Here is a 21,505-nt window from a genome sequence, read left to right as displayed (position 1 = left end):
GGTTTGGGGCGACTGTCACGACCCACCCCCCCCCCCCCCCCACCCCTCCCCCCCCCCCCCCCCCCCCCCCCGCCCCCCCCCCCCCCCCCCCTCCCCTCCCCCCCCCCCCCCCGAGGCCCACCCCGGCGGCCACCGTTCCCTGCAGGAAGACTCTGCGCTTCCATCCTTCAGCCATGTTGCGTCCCTTGATCGTTCCTGACAGACGATGCTTGAAACGTTTCAGTAGTGCTGTTCAGCGATCCTATGGACGCCCTGTGAGTCACTACAAGAGGTGTGACGGCAGCGAAAAGGGCGATCAGTGAGGGGAACAAGCCACTCACAGGCAGGAGGGTCCGCGCATGGGAACCGTCGTCCGCGTCCCGCAGACCCGCGACATGATCGGGGACGAGCTCTCCGGGGACGAGGCGTTCGCCGCGCTGCGGCACTACGGAGGTCTGCGTCTGCTGACCGACTCCGTCGCCCGCTTCCGCTTCGCCGACGGCTTCACCAACGCGCGGGCCCTCGCCTTCCAGGTCGTGCTGGGCCTCGTGCCGTTCACCGTGGCGCTGGTGGGCCTCGCGACCTCCGTGCACACCGAGGGCGTGGGCCGTGTCGTGGAACTCGTCCTCGGCCGGATCGTGCCGGGCGCCGGCGCGGACGTCGTCGAGGACGCCCTCGACGGGACCCGTCGCACCGCCGGCGAGGGCCTCGGGAGCATCCTGGCGCTCTGGCTCGGGCTCGGCTTCGCCGTGCTCAACCTCGCCTCCGCCATGGGCCAGATCGAGCGGGGCGCCAACCGCATCTACGGAATCGAACGCGACCGGCCCCTGCCCCGCAAGTACGGCCGTGCCGTCCTCCTCGCGCTCGCAGCGGGGCTGCCGATGGTGCTCGGGTTCGTCGTCCTCGTCGCCGGTGACGCGGTGAGCCGTGCGGTCACCGAGGTGGCGGCCGGACGGGGCAGCGGCACCGGGTGGTGGGGCGCGCTGGACGTGCCGGTGGGGCTGCTGCTGGCCTGGGTCGCCTCGGCGGTGATCTTCCGCTGGTCGCCCCGCCGCGCCCAGCCGGGTTACACCTGGCTGGCCTTCGGCTCCGCGGTCCATCTCCTGCTGTGGGTCGCCGCGACCTGGCTGCTCGCGCTGTACGTCGAGGGCAGCGGGGCGTTCGGCGCGCTGTACGGGCCGTTGACCGCCTTCGTCGCCCTGCTGCTCTGGGCCTACCTCACCGCCGTCGCCCTCTTCCTCGGCATCGCCTTCGCGGCCCAGCTGGAAGCGGCGCGTGCCGGCATCGACGCCGCGGTGCGTCCGGATCCGGGCCCGGGCGGCTGACCCGGGGGCGACACGCCGACACGGGAACGGAGTGAGCTCTGCCCGCGTTGTCGGTGTGAGGTTGCACAATGATCGGAAAAGGAGATCAACTCCGGCGCGGTGCTGGGTAGACGGTCTCGTGTCCGGCTCCGGAAAGGTCCTGCTGATGCTCTCCACCGTCGACCGCACGACGCCCCTCGTCGCCCTGCCGACCTCCCGCCGCCGGCACTCCAGGGCATCCGTCCGCCCGGTCCCGGACGGACGTCCCTCGGGTGCCGCCGCCGACGCGCTGCGCATCATCGCCGACCCTCGTACTCCCACCTACGTCACGGTGTACGCGAACGGCCGCCGCAGGTACAGCTACTGGCGCCCCCTCGACTCCACCACCGGCGCCGGCGGCTGCTACGCGGCCCTGCCCACCGCCGAGTGCGACGAGCTGCACGCGGCCGGCCGGATCACCCTCGGCGAGCCCGTCGTGGACCCCAACCGCACGACGTACCGCGTCCGTACGGCCGCCCGGGTCCAGCCGGCGTCGCTGCGCGGCGTGCCGCAGACCCGCTCCCGGGTGGCGTGAGGGCGCAGGGGCGGACGCCGCCGCAGCGGAGCATCCCTGGGTTCCTGCTGAACCATGGGGGTTCCCCGCGGGTGTTCCGGATCTTCCCGGCCACGTCGGGTGACCTCTCCGCCTGGAGGCACTGGGGGACGCCGAGCCCCGGGGCATGAGGCCGGGCGTCAGGCGATGGACGCCGAGATGATCGCGGACACCGCGAGATTGCAGGACGCCGTCACCCAGACCGCGGGATGGGGTTCGGACTCCACCAGCGTGGCGCCCAGGCGCCCCGGAGTGATCAGATCCACCACCAGGAACGCCACGGCCATCATCACCAGGCCCAGCACGCCGAAGACCGCGGTGGACGCCAGCCCCTTGCCGAAGTCCTCGTACGTCGTCCAGATCGACGTGAACACGATGCCGCCGATGCCGAGCAGCGAGGAGCTGAGGACCACGGAGGCGTTGCGGTTGCGCTCCTGCCAGATCTGCCGGCCGAGCTTCCCGGGCGTCAGCAGGTCCACCAGGACGATGCCGAGGACCAGCAGAACCAGTCCGAGTGCGCCGTAGGCGGCGGCCCGGCCGAGTCCGTTGACGATGTCGCTCAAGGGTGTGCCGTCCGTAGCGTGAGAGATCGTGAATGATCGCGGTCAAGGGCGTGCAAAATGTAGCGCACCCGTTCGACGTCCAGGCCGGGCGCCCCGTCACGCCTCCCGGCCGATGTCGTCCGCGAGTGCGACGAAGCGGGCGCCGCCGGTGACCCGGTAGAGGAACGCCCCGCCGTCCCGGTCCGTGTCCTAGGACGAACGCCCGGGTGACACCGGCCAGTACATGGTCCGGCAGCGGCTCACGGCGCCGCGGACAGTCCTCGCCCAGTACGGCCCACCGCGACGGATCGCTCTCGTGCGGCCGGTGGACGCGGAATCCGGCGCCGAAGTAGTCGGGCTGTACGCCGAGTCCGCGGACGAAGGCGACCGCCTCGGCCCGGGTCCGCGGAGCCCGGTCCTCAGGCGGGGTGTACGGCTCCTCGGCGACGGCGGCCGGTGACGACGCGCCGGGACCGGGAGTGCCGGGTGTTCCGCTGCGACCCGGACGGCTTCCCGGCACCGGCTCCCTCCTCCGTCCCGCCCGTGCACCCCACCACCAGCAGTGTCCCCGCCACCGCGGCGACGACCGGTCAGTGCGCGACCATGCCCCGCCCCCGCTCTCCCCACGGTCCGGTCCCCTCGGCGCAGTGTGACGCAAGGGGACGCCGGAGGGTGACAACTCAAATTGAAACAAAGGGACTTGATGGAGAGTTCCGTCGGCCTGTCATGCCGGCGCACATCCGGGGCATCAGAAGTCCATCGGAGGGAACGGGAAGGGGAACGAGCCATGAGCAGGGGCAGCCGCGCTCTCACCGTCCTGTACGTCGCCGTGGCCCTTTGGCTCTCCTTCTGCACCGTGCGCACCTGGGGCACCGTGCCCGTGTGGACGAGTCTCGCCATGGCCGTCGCCGCCCTGGCGCCCGTGGTGGGTGTGGTCCGCGAGACGGTCATCGCCGAGGAGCGGCGCGCCGTCGCCGTCCTGCGTGAGCGGGAGGGCCGCCGGGCGGCCTGGCGGGACGCGGCGGCCGCGGCGCTCGCACAGGCGGAGGTGGAGGCCGCGTGCTGCGAACGCTGGTGGACGTCGTGCGCCACCGCACACGACCCCGGCTGCGCGCACCGGACCTCGTGGGGCACCACGGCCTGAAGCAGGGTCCGGGGCCGTCGTCCGCGCGTCGGCCCATCCTGGTCTGTACCAGGGTCTTGACGGCCTGTTATCTCATCCCTTAAATCAAGTGGTTGCGCATTCAACCCCCACAACCTCGGTCGGCGCACCCGTGCACTCGGGTCGCCGTACGGAAGGGAGAGCCATGTTCTCTCCGCGCACCCGCCGCAGATGGCTGATCGCCGCCCTGTCCGCCGTACTCGTCGCATCCGGTGCGGCCGGAACGACCGCCCAGGCCGAACCGGCCGGCGCCGACGCCGCGGCGGCCGTGACGTTCTCGGACACCTTCGACGGACCCGCCGGTGCGGCCGTCGACTCCTCGAAGTGGCAGATCGAGACCGGCGACAACGTCAACAACCACGAGCGGCAGTACTACACCTCCGGCAACAGCAACGCCGCGCTGGACGGCCAGGGCCACCTCGTCATCACGGCCCGGAAGGAGAACCCGGCCAACTACCAGTGCTGGTACGGCACCTGCCAGTACACCTCGGCCCGGCTCAACACCGCGGGCAGATTCACCGCGCAGTACGGGCACATCGAGGCGCGGATGAAGATCCCGCGCGGGCAGGGCATGTGGCCGGCGTTCTGGATGCTGGGCACGCCCGTCAACTGGCCCGACTCGGGCGAGATCGACATCATGGAGAACGTGGGCTTCGAGCCCTCCACCGTGCACGGCACGATCCACGGCCCCGGCTACTCGGGCTCCGGCGGCATCGGCGCCGGCTACACCCTGCCGGGCGAGCAGGCCTTCGCGGACGCCTTCCACACCTTCGCCGTCGACTGGGCGCCGGACTCGATCACCTGGTCCGTGGACGGGAACGTCTACCAGCGGCGCACCCCGGCCGACCTGGGTGGCAGGCAGTGGGTGTTCAACAAGCCCTTCTTCCTGATCCTCAACCTGGCGGTGGGCGGCTACTGGCCCGGTGACCCGGACGGCTCGACCGTCTTCCCGCAGCAACTCCTCGTGGACCACGTCTCGGTGACGACCAGTGACTCCTCGACCGGCGGCGCGATCCGCGGGCTGGCCGGCAAGTGCGTGGACGTGGCCGGGGCGAACACGGCCAACGGCACCCCCGTGCAGCTCTACGACTGCAACGGCACCTCCGCCCAGCGGTGGACGGTGGGCTCCGACGGCACGATCCGGGCGCTCGGCAAGTGTCTGGACGTCGCCTCGGGCGGCACCGCGGACGGTACACCGGTCCAGCTGTGGGACTGCAACGGCACGGCGGCCCAGAAATGGGTCGTCACCGGGGCGCGGGACATCGTCAACCCACAGGCCGACAAGTGCCTGGACGTGGCCGGAAACAACGCGGCCAACGGTACCCGGCTGCAGATCTGGACCTGTACGGGCGCGGCGAACCAGAAGTGGACGGTGGGCTGAGCCGGCACCGGACACCCTGCAGGACCGCCGCCCCCGGACCGTCGGGCCCGGGGCGGCGGCATGCCCGTGGGGCGCGTTTTGCTTTTCTTTTGCCCTGCGGGAACACGGTCGGGGCCGCGTCCGTTTGACCGGACGGACGAAAGATCCGGGACCGGCGACCAGGACCGGACGGACCGCGACAGAAACCGAGGTGGCACCGAATGGCGATGTGGGACCGGCTCAAGGACCAGGCCAGGACGCTCCAGCAGTCCCAGGGGGCACGAGCGGGAGGCGCACGGCAGCCGGGGCACGGCTCGTCCTCGTCCGGCGGCTCCAAGGCCCAGCTGCTGGGACTGTTCAAGTCCCAGCTCGCGTCCGCCAAGGCGGAGCTCAAGAGCGGCGCCTACCGGGACGCGAGCATGGCGATGTGCGCGCTGGTCGCGGCGGCGGACGGCCGGGTCGACCCCTCGGAGCGGCAGCGGGTGGAGGAACTGATCGTCTCCAACGAGGTGCTGCAGAACTTCCCGCCGGACCAGCTCCGCAAGCGGTTCAACGAACACGTGGACCGGCTCACGGCCAACTTCGAGCAGGGCAAGGCGCGGGCGCTGGAGGACATCGCCAAGGCGGCGAAGAAGCCGGTCGAGGCGCGGGCCGTCGTGCAGACGGGCATGGTCGTCGCCGGCGCCGACGGCAGCTTCGACGCCTCGGAGCAGTACGCCGTCCGCGACGCCTGCGTGGCCCTCGGTCTCCCGCCGCAGGAGTTCGGCGTCTGACGGCGGCTCCGTTGTCAGAGGCGCCCCCTACGGTGTGATCAGTGGGCCCGCCGGAGCGGCCGCGGGCCCGTGGGGAGGGGTGTGCCATGTCTGCCGGGGCAACGGTGTCGACGACGTATCTGGAGCTGTCGCAGGAGGGCGGCGGCGCGCACAAGTTCTACGAAGTGACCGTCGCGGGCCAGATGGTGACGGTGCGCTACGGCCGGATCGGCGCGGCGGGGCAGATCCAGACGACGACGTTCGCCTCGGCGGCGAAGGCCCAGGCCGCCGCCGCGAAGAAGGTGGGGGAGAAGGTCCGCAAGGGCTATGCGCCGGCCGTGCCCGGACAGCGGGCCCCACGCGCGGTGACCCGGCGTCAGGTGACCTCGGCCCCGTCCACCGCGCGCGCCGTGGCCCCCGTGCTGTGGCGGTTCGGCACGGGCTCCTCGGCGTTCGGCATCCATGTCGACGACGACCGCTGCTGGGTCGGCAACCAGTCCGGCGACGTCTACACCCTGGACCACGAGGGCAACGTACTGGCCCGCTTCAGTCTGCCGGACGGCGTGAAGTGCCTGGTGGCGGACGACTTCTGGATCTACGCGGGCTGTGACGACGGCAGGGTCTACGACCTGTCCTCGAAGCTGCCGTTCGCCGCCTACGACATCGCGGCCGACGTCGACATCTTCTGGCTGGACATCCACGAGGGCGTTCTCGACGTCTCGGACCGCGAGGGCCGGCTCACCGTCATCGACCACGAGGACGAGCACCAGTGGACCCGTCGCAGCCAGGGCGACCACGCCTGGATGGTCCGCGCCGACGACCGGGCCGTCTACCACGGCCACCACCGGGGAGTCACGGCCTACGCGCCCGACGGCAGCGGCGAGTTGTGGCACACGCCCACCCGCGGCGGTGTGTTGTTCGGCTGGCAGGAGGACGACACCGTCTACGCGGGGACGGCGCACCGGGTGGTGCAGCGGCTGTCGAAGGCGACCGGCACCATCGAGGCCACCTACGCCTGCGACAGCGCCGTGTACTCGTGCGCGACCGCGCCCGGCGGACGGTTCGTCTTCGCCGGGGACGCGTCGTCGTCCGTCTACTGCTTCGACCGGGACGGCACCCGCCTGTGGAAGCTCGGCACGGGCGGCGGATCGGCGCTGTCGATGCAGTACCGGGACGAGCGCCTGTACCTGGTGACCACGGACGGCTCGCTGGTCTGCGTGGACGCGAGCGAGGCGGCGGTCTCCGCGGCCCAGCAGGGCTCGGTGCCGGTGGCGCGCGACGTCAAGCTCGCCGCGGCCCTGCCGACCTACGCACCCGCCACGACCGCGACCGCGGTGGCCACCGTCGCCCAGCCGCCCTCCGGTGCCGTGGTCGTCGAGTGCGTGCAGCACGACGGGCGCCTGCGCGTCCATGTGGTGTCCGAGGGCTACGACGGGTCGTGGAACGTCCAGTTCCCGCGCGCGATACGGGAGCCCGGCGCGCGCTACGTCGTGGACGCGCTGCACCCGGCGGCCGGCGGCTTCTACCGCGTGCGGGGCGAGATCCGCCGGCTGCTCTGAGCGTCGCCGGCGCAGGCCGGGCCCGCCCCCGGGGTTCCCCGGAGTGGGGCCGGGGAACCTTCCGAGCGGCCGGCGCCGGCTCAGATGCCGCAGGTCGGCGCGGACCAGTAGCGACTGGCGCGGTGGTCGACATGGGTGTGGTCGTCGTGTCCCGGATAGCCGGGGCCGAGAATGCCGCGGAAGCCGTGATTGCGGGCCTGCCTGGCCAGGGTGCACAAGGAGTGCGGCCCCGCGCCCAGGTCGGCCGCGTCGCCGTACAGATGGCGGCTGCCGCTCGCCCCGCCCACCGCGTCGTTGCAGGCGTGGGAGCGGAAGCCGCTGGTGACCCGGATCGGCTCGTCGCCGAGCGCGTGCCGCAGGGCCTCCAGCTTCCACATCGTCCGCAGCGCGTTGGACTTGGCCGTCGCGGCGCCGACCGCGCCGCCCGACCATGCGGAGTTGCAGCGGTTGAGCTCGGCGTAGGAGAAGTGGACCGGCGTGCAGTCGTCGTCCTGGAGGGCGTACAGCTTGCTGTAGGTCTGAGGACCGGCCACGCCGTCCGCGGCCAGGCCGTAGGCGGACTGGAACCGCTTGAGCGCGGCCGCCGTGGCGGGCCCGAAGTCGCCGTCCACGGCCAGCACCGAGCCGTGGCCCGGGTAGCCGCCGAGCCGGATCTGGAGCTGGGTGACATCGGCGCCCGAGGCGCCCTGCGACAGGGTGCGGGTCCATGTGTAGCAGCCGTCGGCGTGCGCGGTTCCTGCGGTGGCGACGGTGCCCGCCGCCAGTCCAGCCATGAGTATGACAACCGACAGAAGGATTCGTACACAGCGTCCGAACATGCGATCTCCGCTTCCGGGACATGTGGTTCAGCTGAGTGAGGGGCCATGTGACGCGCGTCAACCATGGAGCACGTACCCGACTCGGCGCAATGGTCCCGCCGCACGGGCGCACACCGCCACACCGTGAGCCCTGTACGCGCCCCCGGCTCCGTGCCGACAATGCAGTGCCCGTGATCGCCCCGGTAAGTCCTCGGTTTTCCGCCCCTGTTGAGGAAAGCAGGTCGCCCGTCGTGCTGTTGCGTATGCCCACATCCCTGTCCGAAGCACAGCAGTGTCTGGCCGAAGGGGCGGTGCCCGTCGGCGGCGCCACACTCGTCTGGGCCCTCTGGCAGCGCGACGGCTTTCCCGAGCAGGCGATGTCGCTGCGCAAGCTGCCGGAGGCCACCCTGACGGAACGTGAGGCGCTGGGCGCCGCGGTCCTGCTGCACCAGGTCGACGACCGCGTGCCGGACGTGCTGCGCCGGGCCGCCTCCACCGTGGGCACCGGTGCCGTGCGACGGACGGCCACCGTCGGCGGCAACATCGTGGGCAGCACGCTGCGCTGTCTGCTGCCCGCGGCGCTGGTCCTGGACGCCCGGGCGACCGTGCTGGACCGGGAGGGCACCTACGAGACCGACCTCGCCGAAGTGGTGGCCAAACGGCATCTGCTGCTCGGCCTGCGCTGGCGAGACCCGGTGACCAGCGGGTACTACAAGGCGCCCGGCGAAGCGGGCGGACCGCCGCCCCTCGTCGTCGCCACCGCCGTGCACACCGGGAGCGACGGCCGGCACCGCCTCTTCGTTGCCGTCCGGGACGGCTACGACGTGATCAGCGAGACCGTTCCCTGCCACACCGGGCCCGACCGGGCCCTCGAGGCCCTGGACGGCACCGGCCTGGCGTCACTGCCCGCCGAGGCGCGAGAAGCGGTACGCCGGGAGGTGACCGGAATCCTGGGCGGCCCCGCGGACCGCTGAAACGGGGCGTGCACACGGAAGCGGGTCACCCGGTGCGCCCGGGTGACCGCCGTCCTCGGGCGGGTGGGATCAGCCCTGCGCGTCCTGCCGGTGCCGCACCACGACGACCGGGCACGACGCGTGCTGGGCGCAGCGCTGGCTGACCGAGCCCAGCATCGCCCGCGCGAACCCGCCTCGTCCGCGGTGGCCCACCACCAGCAGCTCCGCACCCTCGGAGGCCCGGATCAGCACCTCCGAGGGATCGCCCTCGACCAGCCGTTCGCGCAGCTCGGCGGGCCGCTCGCCGGGGAACGCGGTGCTCAGCGCCTCGGCGAACCGCTCCCGGGCCTGCTCCGCGTCGAAATCCGGTTCGATCACGGGGCCGGCCCACCCCGTGGACGACGGGGTCTCCCAGGCGTGCACGGCCTCCACCACCGCGCCCATCGCCCGCGCATACCGCACGGCCCAGCGCAACGCCTCGTACGAGGCCGGTGATCCGTCCACGCCCACGACCACCCGCGGTGCCGGTTCTGTGGATTGCATGCCTACCTCACCCACCCGTCGTTGTTCGGTCTCTGCTGCGCCGCCCGGCCCGGTGACAGCCGGGTCAGCAGATGCGGGGCAACTGCTCGCCCATCGGCAGATCCACCACCCGGGTACCCCCGAGCCCGGTCCGTGCGACGACCATGCCCGGATGCTCCGCGACCACCTCGCCCACGGCGGCGGCCCCGGAGCCCAGCGGATGCGCCCGCATCGCGGCCAGCACCGCGTCGGCGTGCTCCCGGGGCACGAAGGCGACGAGCTTGCCCTCGTTGGCCACGTACATCGGGTCGAGCCCCAGCATGGCGCAGGCGCCGGCGACCGGCGGCGGCACCGGAACCGCGCGCTCCTGGATCACGACCCCGCACCCGGAGGCCACGGCGATCTCGTTGAGCGAGGTGCCCAGACCCCCGCGCGTCGGGTCACGCAGCACATGCAGATCCGGGGTGACCGACAGCATCGCCTCGACAAGCCCGCCGAGCGGCGCGGAGTCGCTCTCGATCTCGACCTCGAACCGCAGGTTCTCCCGCCGGCTGAGGATGGCCACGCCGTGCACGCCGATGGCCCCGCTCACCAGGACGACATCGCCCGGAACCACCCGTTGCGGACGCAGGTCGACCCCGGCGGGGACCACCCCGACCCCGGACGTGTTGACGTACACGCCGTCCCCGTGCCCGGCCTCCACGACCTTGGTGTCACCCGTCACCACGCGCACCCCCGCGGCACGAGCCGCGGCACCGAGCGCTTCGGCGACCCGGCCGACGGTCTCGATGTCGACGCCCTCCTCCAGGATCAGCCCGCACGAGAGGTACGCCGCACGGGCCCCGCTCATCGCAAGGTCGTTGACCGTGCCGTTGACGGCCAGGTCACCGATGCTCCCGCCGGGGAAGAACAGCGGCCGGACCACGAAGGAGTCGGTGGAGAAGGCGAGCCGGGCACCGCCGAGGTCCACCACGGCGGAATCGGTCAGCGCGGCCGGAGCCGCCCCGCCGAGCCCCGGGAGGACGACCTGCTCGAGCAGCTCGGCGGACAGGGCGCCGCCCCCGCCGTGGCCCATCACCACACGCGGCCGGTCGCGCAGGGGCGCCGGACAGCTCCAGGAGAGCATGTCGGGGGCCGTCGTGGACTCAGACAACGGAGCTCGCCTCCCGGTCCGGCGCGGTCACGTCCGCCGCCGGCAGTTCCAGCCGCCGGTACAGGTAGTACGCGGCGCAGGCGCCCTCACTGGACACCATGGTGGCCCCCAGCGGGGTCCGCGGCGTGCAGGTCGTACCGAACGCCTCGCACTCGTGCGGCTTCAGCAGCCCCTGCAGCACCTCACCGCTGCGGCACTCCGCCGGTTCCAGCGTGGCGATGTCCGACACCTGGAACCGGTGCTCGGCGTCGTAGTCCCGGTAGCGCGCCGACAGCCGCCAGCCGCTGTCCGGGATCACCCCGATCCCGCGCCACGCCCGGTCGGTGACCTCGAAGACGTCGTCGAGCATGGCCCGCGCGCCGGGGTTGCCCTCGGGCCGGACGGCGCGCGGATAGGCGTTGTCGACCGTGTGCTCGCCCCGCTCCAGCTGCCGCACGGTCCGCCGTACGCCCTCCAGGATGTCCAGCGGCTCGAACCCGGTCACCACGATGGGCACCTTGTACCGCTCGGCCAGCGCCGGGTACTCCTCGGTCCCCATCACGCTGCACACGTGCCCGGCCGCCAGGAACCCCTGGACCCGGCAGTCCGGTGACCGCATGATCGCCTCGATCGCGGGAGGCACCCTCACGTGCGAGACGAGCAGGCTGAAGTTGCGGATGCCGCGTTTGCGGGCCTGATGCACCGTCATCGCGTTCGGCGGAGCCGTGGTCTCGAAGCCGATGCCGAAGAACACCACCTCGCGGTCCGGGTTCTCCTCCGCGATGCGCAGCGCGTCGAGCGGGGAGTACACCACGCGGACGTCACCGCCCTCCCCGCGGACCTGGAACAGGTCGCGCCCGGTGCCCGGCACGCGGAGCATGTCGCCGAAGGAGCAGAAGACGACCTCGGGCCGCGAGGCGATCGCCAGCGCCCGGTCGATCACCTCAAGCGGGGTCACACAGACCGGACAGCCCGGTCCGTGAATCAACTCCACCTCCTCCGGCAGCAGTTGATCGATGCCGTGCCGGATGATGCTGTGCGTCTGACCGCCGCACACCTCCATCAGGGCCCATGGCCTGGTCACCGATGCCCGGATGTCGTCGAGCAGGTGTGCCGCCAGCTCCGGGTCCTGGAACTCGTCGATGTACTTCACCGCCGTACCTCCCGCGCCGGTTCCTCGTCGCCGCTGCGCGCGGCCTGTTCCCACGGATCGCCGAACTCCTCCTGGAGCATGCCGAGGTTCTCGAACAGCTCCAGGGTCCGGCGGGCCGACTCCTCGTCCAGCCGCTGCAGGGCGAACCCGACGTGCACGATGGCGTACTCACCGACCTGCAGATCGGGCAGGTACTCCAGGCACACCTCCTTGACCACACCGCCGAAGTCGACGGTGGCCATGCGGGTACCGTCCCGTTCCTCGACGCCCAGCACTCGGCCGGGTACCGCAAGACACATGCGGATCTCCTCACTCGTCGCGCGCGCGATCGCCCGCGCCCGTCATCGGCTCGCGGCTCCCGTCCGGGCGGCCACGACCAGCTGGCCGAGGGCCAGCCCGCCGTCGTTCGGCGGGATCTCCCGGTGGCGCAGCACGGTGAATCCGGCGGCACGCAGCTCCCGGGCGCAGGCCGAGGAGAGCAGCGTGTTCGCGAACACCCCGCCGGTCAGTGCCACTGTCCGCAGTCCCGCCGCCGCACGGGCCGCCACGCACGTCTCCCGCACCAGCCCGGCGACGGCCAGATGGAAGCGGGCGGCGATCATGGCCGCGGGGACGCGCCACCGTACGTCCTCGACGACCGCCGCCAGCAGCGGGGCGGGGTCGGCGGCCGACGGGCCCGGACCGCCCGCCGGCCGGAACCGGTAGCGAGGGTCGCGGTCGACGTCGCCGGCCGACACGGCCGCCGCCTCCAGCTCGACCGCGGCCTGCGCCTCGTACCCCGCCCGGTGGCACACCCCCGCCAGGGACGAGACCGCGTCGAACAGCCGGCCCATGCTGGAGGTCGGCACACAGTTCAGCCCGCGCGCCAGCTGCGTGCGCAGCACGTCGAGTTCGTCCGGCGGGCAGGCGGCCGTGCACGGCAGGTCCGGTGCGGCGCCGATGCCCGCCGCGTGCAGATGCGCCAGCGCCATCCGGTACGGCCGCCGCACCGCCGCGTCACCACCGGGCAGCGGCACATGGGACAGGTGCGCGAACCGCTGGTATCCGTCGTAGTCCGCGATCAGGAACTCCCCGCCCCACACGGCGCCTTCGTCCCCGTGCCCGGTGCCGTCGAAGGCGACCCCGATGACGCGGTGGCCGGCCGGCACCTGGTGCTCGGCCAGGACGGCGGCGACGTGCGCGTGGTGGTGCTGGACCGTGACCACGCGACGGCCCCCGGCGTGCCGTCGCGCCCATGCCGCCGACCGGTAGCCGGGATGCCCGTCGGCGGCCAGCAGCGACGGCCGTACACCGGTCACGGACTCCAGGTGCCGCTCGGCCCGGCCGAACGCCTCCTGGGTGGCGAGGTCGTCCATGTCCCCGACATGCGCGGACAGCCAGGCCCGGCGTCCCTCCCCGAGACAGAAGACGTTCTTCAGGTCCCCGCCCACCGCGAGCGACGGCACCACGGGAACCGGCAGCGTGACGGGCAGCGGCGCGTAGCCGCGGGAGCGGCGCAGCACCAGCGGTTCGCCGTCGCAGACGCGCACCACGGAGTCGTCGCACGGCACCCGGATCGGCCGGTCGTGCGTCAGCCACGCGTCGGCCGTCCCCGCCAGCCGCACCAGGGCCTCGTCGTCGTCCGTCACGATGGGTTCCCCGGAGAGGTTGCCGCTCGTCATCACCAGCAGCCGGGGCGCCCCCGCCGCCGCGAGCAGCAGGTGGTGCACCGGCGTGTACGGCAGCATCACGCCCAGGTCCGGACTGCCCGGCGCGACGGCGTCCGCGGGCACCGGCGCCCCCGGGGCCGGCCGGACACCGGAGCGCCGCCGCAGGAGCACCACCGGGCGGACCCGCCCGGTGAGCAGCTCCCGCTCCACCGGACCGATGTGCACCAGGTGTTCGACGTCCCCGATGTCCCGCGCCATCAGCGCGAACGGCTTGTCCCCCCGGGCCTTGCGGCGGCGCAGCGCGGCCACCGCCTCCGGCCGGGTGGCGTCACAGGCGAGGTGGTAGCCGCCGACGCCCTTGACCGCGAGCACCGCGCCCGCGGCGAGCAGCGCGGCGGCCGCGCCGAGGGGGTCGTCGCCGGCCGGCGGCGGCACGCCGGGACAGGAGGCGCCGGTCACCAGCCGCAGCCGCGGCCCGCACGCGGGACAGGACACCGGCTGCGCGTGGAAGCGCCGGTCGAGGGGATCCCCGTACTCGCGGGAGCAGTCCTGGCACAGGGGGAAGCCCGCCATCGTCGTGTGCGCACGGTCGTACGGCAGGCCGGTGACGATGGTGAAACGCGGCCCGCAGTGTGTACAGGTGATGAACGGATGGCGGTGGCGCCGGTCGCCGGGGTCGCCGAGCTCGGCCAGACAGTCGGCGCAGGTCGCGGTGTCGGGCGCCACGAGCGTCCGTACGGGACCGTCCGTCCGGGACGCGACGATGCCGAAGCCGCGCTCCCGCGTGACGGGCAGCTCGGTGGTCTCCACCGACTCCACCAGCGCGAGCGGCGGCGCGTCCGGGGCGATCCGCGCGCAGAACCGGTCGACGGCCGACGGCGCGCCCTCGACCTCCACCACCACCCCTTCACCGGTGTTCGTGACGTGCCCCGCCAGCCCCAGACCGGTGGCCAGCCCGTACACGAACGGCCGGAACCCCACACCCTGCACCACGCCCCGTACGACGACACGCGCACGCCGTGGCGGACCGGGGTCCGGTGCCGGGGCGGGGCGGACGCCGGGAGCGGTGCTCACGCCTCGGCCCGCGCCATCACCGGTACGTGGACCGTGTCCCCGTCGGCCGCCGCGAGCGCACGGTCCACCAGGACTCCCGCGCCCTCACCGGTCCGCACGGACGTCAGCACCACCTCGACACCGGGATTGACCTGCTCCACATGGGCGCGGAAGGCGGCCTCGTCGAACGCGGCAGGACCGGCCAGATCGGACTTGGTGACGACCACCAGCTGGGCGAGGCCGAACGCGGTGGGGTACTTGAGCGGCTTGTCCTCGCCCTCCGTGACGGACGCCAGGACGACGCGCAGGGACTCGCCCAGGTCGTAGGAGGCCGGGCACACCAGATTGCCCACGTTCTCCACGAAGAGCAGCCGGGTGGCGTCGGGCAGCCAGTCGTGCAGGTGCCCGGCGAGCATGTCGGCCTCCAGGTGGCACAGCCCGTCGGTGAGCACCTGCTTGACCGGGACGCCCGCACGGGCCAGCCGGGTGGCGTCGTTCTCGGTGGCGAGGTCCGCGGTGAGGGCCGCGGTCGTGACGCCCCGCTCCCGCGCCAGCACCAGTTCGCGCTCCAGCAGGGCCGTCTTGCCGCTGCCGGGGCTCGACAGAAGGTTGACGACGGTGGTGCCCCGGGACGTGAGTTCGGTGCGCAGGACGCCTGCCGCCATGGTGTTCCTGGCGAGCACGGCCTGCCGGAGGTCGACTGTGCGGCACATCGTCAGCTCTCCTCGGATCGCGGTACCGGTGTGGGACCGGGTGCGGCGGTGGGCGTGGACCAGTGCACCTCGGTGATCCGCAGTTCGCGGCCCGAGAGCAGTTCACCGGCGCCCCGGCGGCAGACCGCGCAGAGCATGTCCGGCGGCATCCCCGTGTCCCAGGAGCGTCCGCAGGGGGTGCAGGAGGCCCGGCCGGGCAGTGACCGGGTGACGAGCTCGGCTCCCTCCAGCACCGTGCCGGCGCAGGCCAGTTCGAAGCAGAAGGCGAGGGCGTCGGGGACGACGCCGGCCAGTTCCCCGATCTCGACGGTGACCCTGCGCACCCCGTGCGCACCGCCGGACCGTGCCGCCTGCTCGACCTGGTCCACGACCGACAGGGCGACGGACATCTCGTGCATCGCCGCTCCGTCCTGGCCGGGTGGTGTTCGCCGCCCATTAGAGGCACGGCCGGGGCGGCAAGCGGCCCGGCGCGCCGGGGCCATAGCCCGTTCGGCGGGCCTCACATACTGCGCATGCGCAGGTAACGCCGCACGTCCGGCCAGAGGTTCACGGTGATCGCCGCCAGTGCGGACAGGGTGAGGACGGCGGCGACGCCGCCGACGAGGCGTTTACTCATGGTGCTCTCCGAAGGGATGGAAGGGGGGTGCCGTCGGGCCCGGCCTCGGCTTCGTCGAGGCCCGGCCCGCCGATCAGGCCGACGACCAGACGTGCCGCCTCGGGCACCGCGGCGGCGACCGGCGGACTGAGGCCGATGCCCTCGTCCAGGACGGCGGGTTCGCAGCCCACGACCAGCATGCGGCGGGGCGGCACCGCGCCGGTGCCCGCGCACAGGGTGTCGAGCAGGGCGAACACGGCGTCTGGCGACATGCGGTGGCCGTCCAGGGGGACACCGTCCGGTGGGGCACCGTCCGCCGTCCGCCGGCCGGCGGGCCCGGCCGCGTCGATCACGTACAGGGCCCCCGGCTGCCCGCCCCGCGCCGTCGCGTCGAGCACGACCAGCGTGTCGTACCCGTCGAGGAGCCGGTAGGCCAGGTGCACGCCGCGGATGCCGATGTCGGCGACCTCGACGCCCTCCGGCAGCGGCCGTCCGGCCAGGGCGCGGGCGGCCTCGACGCCGAAGCCGTCGTCGCCGAGGAAGATGTTGCCGACCCCGGCGACCAGGGTGCGCGGAGCTGCGTTGCCGCCGGTCACGGCTCCTCCACGTCGATCTCGTCGGGCTGGAAATAGAGGTAGCGGCCTTGTTCACGACGGATGTCGGCGCCCGGGTCGTCCTCGACGACGACCGCGATGTGCACGCCCCCGTCGACATCGTGGAGGACCGCCTCCACCAGGGCGCGCCGCCCGGCCAGGAACAGGTCCTGGGCGTCGGTGTGCCGCAGCCGGGGCCGCAGGACGACGCGGCTGCCCGCCCGCACCTCCCGCCCGTCGACCAGCACGTGGTCGTGGGCCGGGTCCACCGAGGCGTCCGCGCCCGGATCCCACCAGGGCATGTCCGGTCGGGCGAGGCCCCCCTCGGCGTCATGGAACACCGGTGGGGCGGGCGCGGTGACCTCCCGCAGGCCGCGGACCGCGCCGTGCAGCCGCTCCAGCACCTCCGCGGGCATCGAGTCGGTGAGGTCGATCACCGCCGCGGCCCTCTCGTCCGTACCCCTCGCCTCACGCTTCTCCTCGTCGGTGAGGGCCGCGGTGCGCAGGGCGAGGATCTCGTCGATCTCCGTGGCGTCGTACAGGGCGCCCGGGCTCTCGGGGGCGATCGCCGGATGGTCCTCCAGGATGATCGGGGAGGAGAGCACCAGGTCACGCGAGTCCGGTTCGCCGGCCAGCACGGGCCAGGTGTGCAGATTGCGACAGGCCGCGGCGGCGCCCCGGGCCCACTCCGGAGGGTCCGTCAGCGACAGGAAGCCTCCGGCGTCCAGATGCAGCAGCGTGTGTGTGGCGACCAGCGAGCGGGAGAGGGCCGCGTCACGGTCGGCACCCTCCTCGGGCAGCCACTCGCCGGTGTTCTCGACGACCACACCGAGCCGCTGTGTGGTGTACGGGCCGTCCAGCGGGCTCGCCGTCAGGCGCAGGACGCCCTCCACCGCCTCGTGGCGCCGGACCAGCCGCCCCACGACCGTCCCGTCGGCGTCCGTGACCGGCTCGGTCTCCTCACCGGCAGGCCGGCCGAACGGGACGACGGTGCCGGAGCCCGACAGTTCCTCGACGGGAACGGTGAGGCGGACCCGCTCCTCCCGGCCCTCGTCCCACGGGACGATCACCCGGTCCGCCAGGCGCAGTTCGCCGACGGTCTCGTAGGCGCCGTCCGGCAGCACCCGCTGCACCGTGCGCCGCCGGGCGTGCAGGAAGCGCACCTCGACGGAGAGGACGGCACCCCGGCGCGGCTCCATCAGCAGTTCGGTGTGCTGGAAGTCGTGCTCCGCTGCCGTCGCCGTCCAGGACGGGGGCACCAGCACCCCGAACTGCCAGCGCAGCCTGTTCTTGGCGGCCGACGCCCGGTACGGGTAGAGCACATAGCCCTCGAACAGCACGGCGTCGGCGACGTGCCGGGCCACCGCGAGGCGGGCCTCGGCCGAGGCGGTGAACGTCGTCGTGCTCATCGTGTCCTCCCGCCCGCGGCGTCCAGCAGCTCGTCGACGGTCGCCTGCCACGAGGGAAGCGCCCGCCGGGACCGGTAGGCGAGCAGCGCGTCCATCGCGTCCCTCGGCAGCCGGATCCAGCCCGAGCCCGGGAAGTGCCGGTCGACCATCTCCCGCCAAGTGCTCACCGGCATCCGGAACACCGCCTCCTTGTCCCAGGGGACGGGCTCGACCCGGAACCCGCCGGCTCCGGTGAACGCGGTGCCGGAGAACAGCATCCGCAGCGGCACCTCCCCGTCGTCCAGGGCGTGGAAGTAGCGGGACGAGGCGATGTCCATGTCGTAGGTACAGGGCACCACCAGGTCGGTCTCGGTCTCGCCGGTGAACCCCCGGACCATCACCGGGACCTGGGCGAACTCCAGGGGGTTGAGGGTGCTGCCCCAGCGGGACCGTGCCCCGAACAGATCGGTGAGGGCTGCGGCCTCGGTGTCGTCGTAGCCCCGGCGCGCGGGCTCGATACGGATCTGGCAGCGCAGCGCCAGCGCGTGCACCCGCGCCCCCGGGGACGCGGTGACCCGCAGCCGGAAGACCAGTGCCGGACCCGCGGCGTACGGGTCGGCGCGCACCCCGGTGCAGGTGAAGCCGAACTCGGTCACGACGGGCTCCCCCCGACGTCACGGGCCCGCTCGCGCACATGGCCGAAGAACTCCTCCAGCTCGGCGCGTGCCCGCGCGCCGCCGTCGAAGCCCTGCCACCGCAGTCGCATACGGCCCACCAGTTCGTAGCAGATGTCGATCGGCACCAGATGGCACTCCACCCGCCCCTGGTGGCGGCGGAGCAGCAGCGCCTCCACGTCGGGTTCGAGGAGCCCGGCCAGGGGGGTGGCGGCCGGCAGCACCTCCCAGACCTCCGGCTCGAGTTCGCTCTCGGTGGCGCCGGCCGGGCTCGGATAGAGCGCGACCGGCCGGCCGAGGGCGGAGTTGTGGAAGAAGAAGGCGACGCCGACGGGGACGCGCAGCCGCTCCCAGGAGGCGTCGTCGAGACCGCCCCCGGGGTCGCTCAGGTAGCGGCCCGGAACCGCGCGGAACCGGCCCGTGGCCGCGCCCGAGGTGTCCAGCAGCCGGGCACAGGGGTCACAGGCGCAGGCCAGGGCCCGGTTCTCGGTGTCGACGAGATGCCGGTGGCCGGGATCCGGCAGGGCGGCCGAGCACAGCTCGCAGCGTTCGTCGCGGGGCGGCCGGGGCGCGGTGAACCGGAACAGGCCCCGTCGCAACGACGGCTGACGCGTGCTCACGGTGCCGTGGTGGCCGCTGGGCGGCCGTCCGGTCCCGACGAGTCGGAGCCCGGCGGGCCCGCCCCGATCTGGAGCAGCACCGGCTCGGACACCGCGTCCGCCTCCCATGTCACCGCCGTCACCTCGGGGGCGAACGACGCGAGCGTGTCCAGGACCGCCCGCTCGACGGCGTCCCGGGAGCCGCCGCAGCCGCAGCCCCCCGAGCCTGCCGTCCGCAGCCGCAACTCGCCCGTGGCCGGGTCGAAGCCGGTGCTCTCCACGTCCTGCGGTAGGGCGTCGAGGGCGTGGGCGATCCGGGTCGGCGCGTCCTGCGGATGCAGCCCGTGCAGCACCAGCAGGCCCGCGACGAGCTCGTCGCTGAGCAGCGCGTCCACGGCCTCGCGGGCCGGCCGCTCCGGGCGGCGCCCGAGCAGGTCCATGACCCGCGCGAACCCGCCGCCGTAGAACTCCATGAGGACGCGCACCAGTTCCTCGGCGGCCTCGCACGCCGCGTGGTCGCCCGAGGAGGCGAGCCGGTCGAGGACCTCCTCGACCATCCGCCCGGCCGTCTCCGCGTCCGGCGTGCCCTGAGCGCCGCTCATCCGGCCAGACCGCTCAGACCGGTGGGCACGTGCATCGACTTCACCGTCCGGCCGTCGCCGACGTACATGTGGACACCGCACGGCAGACACGGGTCGAAGCTGCGCACGGCGCGCATGATGTCGATGCCCTTGAAGTTCTCCGGTGAGTTCTCCTCGAAGATCGGCGTGTTCTGCACCGCGTCCTCGTACGGGCCCGGGGTGCCGTAGGTGTCACGTGTGGAGGCGTTCCACGGGGTCGGCGGGTAGGGGTGGTAGTTGGCGATCTTCCCGTCCCGGATCACCATGTGGTGCGACAGGACACCGCGCACCGCCTCGGTGAAGCCGACGCCGATCGACTCGTCCGGCACCTCGAACTTCTCCCACGTCTGGGTGCGTCCGGCGCGCACCTCCTCGAGGCCCTTCTCCGCGCTGTGCAGGGCCACCGCGGCGGCGTACGCCTGGAAGTAGGTGCGGGCGCGGTTGCGCTCCAGGGCGTTGGACCACTGCGGGATCTTCCACTCGAAGGTGGTCTCCGGCTTGGTGAGCGTGCGTGGCAGGTTGATGACGACGCTGTGCCCGGTCGCCTTGACGTACCCGATGTCGACGAGCCCGGACAGCGCGGTGGACCACAGGCGGGCGAGCGGACCGCCGCCGGTGTCCAGCGGCAGATGGTCCTTGCCGTCGAACCAGCGCGGGGACATCACCCAGCTGTACTTGTCGTCGAAGTTCCGCTTCTGGGGTGCCGGGATGGTGTGCTGGTTCCACGGATGGCGCGGGTCGACGGGGTTGCCGAGCGGATCGTGGGTGACGAAGCGCTCCTGGCCCTCCCAGTCCTCGTAGTACGCGCTGCCCAGCAGGATGCGGATGCCGAGGTTGATCTCGGTGAGGTCGTTGGTGACCAGCTTCCCGTCCACCACCACACCGGGGGTGACGAGCATCCGCCGTCCCCAGTCCGTCATGTTGGCGTAGGTGAAGTCGCAGTACTCGGGGTCGTTGAACGCCCCCCAGCAGCCCAGCAGTACACGCCGGCGGCCGACCTCCTCGTAGCCGGGCAGTGCCTCGTAGAAGAAGTCGAACAGGTCGTCGTGGAGCGGGACGACCCGCTTCATGAACTCGCAGTACCGCATGAGGCGGGTCATGTAGTCCGTGAAGAGCTGCACCGACGCGATGGTGCCGACACCGCCCGGGTACAGCGTGGAGGGGTGCACATGGCGGCCCTCCATCAGACAGAACATCTCCCGCGTGTACCGGCTGACCTGGAGCGCCTCCCGGTAGAACTCGCCCTCCAGCGGGTTGAGCGAGCGCATGATGTCGGCGATGGTGCGGTAGCCGTGGTCGGCGGCGTGCGGCGCCTCGGTGCGTTCGGCGAGTTCGAGGACGCCCGGGTTGGTCTCGCGGACCATCTTCTCGCAGTAGTCGACCCCGACCAGGTTCTCCTGGAAGATGTTGTGGTCGAACATGAACTCCGCGGACTCACCGCAGTTGATGATCCACTCACCGAGGTGCGGTGGCTTCACGCCGTACGCCATGTTCTGCGTGTAGACCGAACAGGTGGCGTGGTTGTCGCCGCAGATGCCGCAGATGCGGCTGGTGATGAAGTGCGCGTCGCGCGGGTCCTTGCCCCGCATGAAGAGGCTGTAGCCGCGGAAGACCGACGAGGTGCTGTAGCACTCGGCGACCCGCTTCTGCTTGAAGTCGATCTTCGTGTGGATGCCGAGGCTGCCCACGATCCGGGTGATCGGGTCCCATGCCATCTCCACCAGGCCGGTGCCGTCACCGGTCGTCGTCGAGGTCGCCATTGTGTCGGTGCTGCCCTTCGGTCGTTCGGTCGGTGAGGGGGTCGGTGGAGCGGC

General features: G+C 72.6%; 23 protein-coding genes. 7 read left to right on the top strand and 16 right to left on the bottom strand.

The window, feature by feature from the left end; translation table 11 throughout:
- Positions 1–338: 338 nt before the first annotated feature.
- A complete protein-coding gene (locus tag ACZ44S_RS25925) occupies positions 339–1,304 on the top strand; it encodes a YihY/virulence factor BrkB family protein (RefSeq protein ID WP_190162934.1) in 966 nt (321 codons plus the stop codon).
- A 145-nt stretch (positions 1,305–1,449) separates the two neighbouring features.
- Entirely contained in the window at positions 1,450–1,857 is a 408-nt protein-coding gene (locus ACZ44S_RS25920; RefSeq protein WP_466933200.1) for a hypothetical protein, read from the top strand.
- Between the two features lie 158 nt (positions 1,858–2,015).
- Here ACZ44S_RS25920 and ACZ44S_RS25915 read toward each other — a convergent pair whose 3' ends face one another.
- Positions 2,016–2,438: a DUF350 domain-containing protein gene (locus tag ACZ44S_RS25915; RefSeq protein ID WP_466932970.1), complete on the bottom strand. Its 423-nt coding sequence runs from the start codon at positions 2,436–2,438 to the stop codon at positions 2,016–2,018.
- Between the two features lie 766 nt (positions 2,439–3,204).
- Between ACZ44S_RS25915 and ACZ44S_RS25910 the strand changes: the two genes are divergently transcribed.
- The 4 genes from ACZ44S_RS25910 to ACZ44S_RS25895 all read left to right on the top strand — a co-directional run bounded on the left by ACZ44S_RS25910 (position 3,205) and on the right by ACZ44S_RS25895 (position 7,250).
- Positions 3,205–3,561: a hypothetical protein gene (locus ACZ44S_RS25910; protein ID WP_466932967.1), complete on the top strand. Its 357-nt coding sequence runs from the start codon at positions 3,205–3,207 to the stop codon at positions 3,559–3,561.
- Between the two features lie 163 nt (positions 3,562–3,724).
- Positions 3,725–4,960 (top strand): lectin, encoded by a 1,236-nt coding sequence (locus tag ACZ44S_RS25905; protein WP_466932966.1) that lies wholly within the window; start codon positions 3,725–3,727, stop codon positions 4,958–4,960.
- Positions 4,961–5,160: 200 nt separating this feature from the next.
- Positions 5,161–5,712, top strand: a complete 552-nt coding sequence (locus tag ACZ44S_RS25900; protein ID WP_190162940.1) for a tellurite resistance TerB family protein — start codon at positions 5,161–5,163, stop codon at positions 5,710–5,712.
- Positions 5,713–5,798: 86 nt separating this feature from the next.
- On the top strand, positions 5,799–7,250 hold the full coding sequence (locus tag ACZ44S_RS25895; RefSeq protein WP_466932964.1) for a WGR domain-containing protein: 1,452 nt from the start codon (positions 5,799–5,801) through the stop codon (positions 7,248–7,250).
- An 80-nt stretch (positions 7,251–7,330) separates the two neighbouring features.
- On the opposite strand, the gene ACZ44S_RS25890 is transcribed toward ACZ44S_RS25895, so the two are convergent.
- Positions 7,331–8,068, bottom strand: coding sequence for a D-Ala-D-Ala carboxypeptidase family metallohydrolase (locus tag ACZ44S_RS25890; RefSeq protein WP_466932962.1), 738 nt, complete (start codon positions 8,066–8,068; stop codon positions 7,331–7,333).
- A 230-nt stretch (positions 8,069–8,298) separates the two neighbouring features.
- On the opposite strand from ACZ44S_RS25890, the gene ACZ44S_RS25885 reads away from it, so the two are divergent.
- Positions 8,299–9,021 (top strand): FAD binding domain-containing protein, encoded by a 723-nt coding sequence (locus tag ACZ44S_RS25885; RefSeq protein ID WP_466932961.1) that lies wholly within the window; start codon positions 8,299–8,301, stop codon positions 9,019–9,021.
- Positions 9,022–9,090: 69 nt separating this feature from the next.
- Here the strand turns inward: ACZ44S_RS25885 and ACZ44S_RS25880 are convergent, their stop codons facing one another.
- The 14 genes from ACZ44S_RS25880 to ACZ44S_RS25815 all read right to left on the bottom strand — a co-directional run bounded on the left by ACZ44S_RS25880 (position 9,091) and on the right by ACZ44S_RS25815 (position 21,451).
- Positions 9,091–9,543 (bottom strand): universal stress protein, encoded by a 453-nt coding sequence (locus ACZ44S_RS25880; protein WP_466932959.1) that lies wholly within the window; start codon positions 9,541–9,543, stop codon positions 9,091–9,093.
- 64 nt (positions 9,544–9,607) lie between these two features.
- The gene (hypE, locus tag ACZ44S_RS25875) at positions 9,608–10,648 is read right to left on the bottom strand and encodes a hydrogenase expression/formation protein HypE (protein WP_466933197.1); all 1,041 of its coding nucleotides are present in this window, start codon (positions 10,646–10,648) and stop codon (positions 9,608–9,610) included.
- 19 nt (positions 10,649–10,667) lie between these two features.
- The gene (gene hypD / locus ACZ44S_RS25870) at positions 10,668–11,807 is read right to left on the bottom strand and encodes a hydrogenase formation protein HypD (RefSeq protein WP_466932956.1); all 1,140 of its coding nucleotides are present in this window, start codon (positions 11,805–11,807) and stop codon (positions 10,668–10,670) included.
- Positions 11,804–12,106 (bottom strand): HypC/HybG/HupF family hydrogenase formation chaperone, encoded by a 303-nt coding sequence (locus ACZ44S_RS25865; protein ID WP_190162946.1) that lies wholly within the window; start codon positions 12,104–12,106, stop codon positions 11,804–11,806. The genes hypD and ACZ44S_RS25865 overlap by 4 nt, the downstream gene beginning before the upstream one ends.
- Before the next feature lie 42 nt (positions 12,107–12,148).
- Complete coding sequence (gene hypF / locus ACZ44S_RS25860) at positions 12,149–14,530, bottom strand: carbamoyltransferase HypF (RefSeq protein WP_466932955.1); 2,382 nt, start codon at positions 14,528–14,530, stop codon at positions 12,149–12,151.
- The gene (gene hypB, locus ACZ44S_RS25855) at positions 14,527–15,222 is read right to left on the bottom strand and encodes a hydrogenase nickel incorporation protein HypB (RefSeq protein WP_466932953.1); all 696 of its coding nucleotides are present in this window, start codon (positions 15,220–15,222) and stop codon (positions 14,527–14,529) included. The genes hypF and hypB overlap by 4 nt, the downstream gene beginning before the upstream one ends.
- Positions 15,223–15,224: 2 nt before the next feature.
- Positions 15,225–15,620: a hydrogenase maturation nickel metallochaperone HypA/HybF gene (locus ACZ44S_RS25850; RefSeq protein ID WP_466932951.1), complete on the bottom strand. Its 396-nt coding sequence runs from the start codon at positions 15,618–15,620 to the stop codon at positions 15,225–15,227.
- Between the two features lie 101 nt (positions 15,621–15,721).
- Positions 15,722–15,838 carry a DUF6893 family small protein gene (locus ACZ44S_RS25845; protein WP_466932950.1) on the bottom strand — a complete coding sequence of 39 codons (117 nt, stop codon included), beginning with the start codon at positions 15,836–15,838 and terminating at the stop codon, positions 15,722–15,724.
- A complete protein-coding gene (locus tag ACZ44S_RS25840; protein ID WP_466932948.1) occupies positions 15,835–16,413 on the bottom strand; it encodes a hydrogenase maturation protease in 579 nt (192 codons plus the stop codon). Before ACZ44S_RS25840 ends, ACZ44S_RS25845 begins: the two co-directional genes overlap by 4 nt.
- On the bottom strand, positions 16,410–17,819 hold the full coding sequence (locus ACZ44S_RS25835) for a hypothetical protein (protein ID WP_466932946.1): 1,410 nt from the start codon (positions 17,817–17,819) through the stop codon (positions 16,410–16,412). The genes ACZ44S_RS25840 and ACZ44S_RS25835 overlap by 4 nt, the downstream gene beginning before the upstream one ends.
- Complete coding sequence (locus ACZ44S_RS25830; RefSeq protein ID WP_466932944.1) at positions 17,816–18,454, bottom strand: DUF6084 family protein; 639 nt, start codon at positions 18,452–18,454, stop codon at positions 17,816–17,818. The genes ACZ44S_RS25835 and ACZ44S_RS25830 overlap by 4 nt, the downstream gene beginning before the upstream one ends.
- Positions 18,451–19,092, bottom strand: coding sequence for a DUF5947 family protein (locus ACZ44S_RS25825; RefSeq protein ID WP_466932941.1), 642 nt, complete (start codon positions 19,090–19,092; stop codon positions 18,451–18,453). Before ACZ44S_RS25825 ends, ACZ44S_RS25830 begins: the two co-directional genes overlap by 4 nt.
- Positions 19,089–19,673, bottom strand: coding sequence for a hypothetical protein (locus tag ACZ44S_RS25820; protein ID WP_466932939.1), 585 nt, complete (start codon positions 19,671–19,673; stop codon positions 19,089–19,091). Before ACZ44S_RS25820 ends, ACZ44S_RS25825 begins: the two co-directional genes overlap by 4 nt.
- A complete protein-coding gene (locus tag ACZ44S_RS25815; RefSeq protein WP_466932937.1) occupies positions 19,670–21,451 on the bottom strand; it encodes a nickel-dependent hydrogenase large subunit in 1,782 nt (593 codons plus the stop codon). Before ACZ44S_RS25815 ends, ACZ44S_RS25820 begins: the two co-directional genes overlap by 4 nt.
- Positions 21,452–21,505: the final 54 nt, after the last annotated feature.

The sequence above is a fragment of the Streptomyces malachitofuscus genome, assembly GCF_055571035.1.
This window is presented reverse-complemented; position numbering and strand designations above follow the sequence as displayed.

Coding starts and splice junctions, on each gene's coding strand:
- ACZ44S_RS25925 (WP_190162934.1), top strand. CDS start 339: ATGGGAACCGTCGTCCGCGTCCCGCAGACCCGCGACATGATCGGGGAC.
- ACZ44S_RS25920 (WP_466933200.1), top strand. CDS start 1,450: ATGCTCTCCACCGTCGACCGCACGACGCCCCTCGTCGCCCTGCCGACC.
- ACZ44S_RS25910 (WP_466932967.1), top strand. CDS start 3,205: ATGAGCAGGGGCAGCCGCGCTCTCACCGTCCTGTACGTCGCCGTGGCC.
- ACZ44S_RS25905 (WP_466932966.1), top strand. CDS start 3,725: ATGTTCTCTCCGCGCACCCGCCGCAGATGGCTGATCGCCGCCCTGTCC.
- ACZ44S_RS25900 (WP_190162940.1), top strand. CDS start 5,161: ATGGCGATGTGGGACCGGCTCAAGGACCAGGCCAGGACGCTCCAGCAG.
- ACZ44S_RS25895 (WP_466932964.1), top strand. CDS start 5,799: ATGTCTGCCGGGGCAACGGTGTCGACGACGTATCTGGAGCTGTCGCAG.
- ACZ44S_RS25890 (WP_466932962.1), bottom strand. CDS start 8,068: ATGTTCGGACGCTGTGTACGAATCCTTCTGTCGGTTGTCATACTCATG.
- ACZ44S_RS25880 (WP_466932959.1), bottom strand. CDS start 9,543: ATGCAATCCACAGAACCGGCACCGCGGGTGGTCGTGGGCGTGGACGGA.
- hypE (WP_466933197.1), bottom strand. CDS start 10,648: ATGCTCTCCTGGAGCTGTCCGGCGCCCCTGCGCGACCGGCCGCGTGTG.
- ACZ44S_RS25865 (WP_190162946.1), bottom strand. CDS start 12,106: ATGTGTCTTGCGGTACCCGGCCGAGTGCTGGGCGTCGAGGAACGGGAC.
- hypB (WP_466932953.1), bottom strand. CDS start 15,222: ATGTGCCGCACAGTCGACCTCCGGCAGGCCGTGCTCGCCAGGAACACC.
- ACZ44S_RS25850 (WP_466932951.1), bottom strand. CDS start 15,620: ATGCACGAGATGTCCGTCGCCCTGTCGGTCGTGGACCAGGTCGAGCAG.
- ACZ44S_RS25845 (WP_466932950.1), bottom strand. CDS start 15,838: ATGAGTAAACGCCTCGTCGGCGGCGTCGCCGCCGTCCTCACCCTGTCC.
- ACZ44S_RS25835 (WP_466932946.1), bottom strand. CDS start 17,819: ATGAGCACGACGACGTTCACCGCCTCGGCCGAGGCCCGCCTCGCGGTG.
- ACZ44S_RS25820 (WP_466932939.1), bottom strand. CDS start 19,673: ATGAGCGGCGCTCAGGGCACGCCGGACGCGGAGACGGCCGGGCGGATG.
- ACZ44S_RS25815 (WP_466932937.1), bottom strand. CDS start 21,451: ATGGCGACCTCGACGACGACCGGTGACGGCACCGGCCTGGTGGAGATG.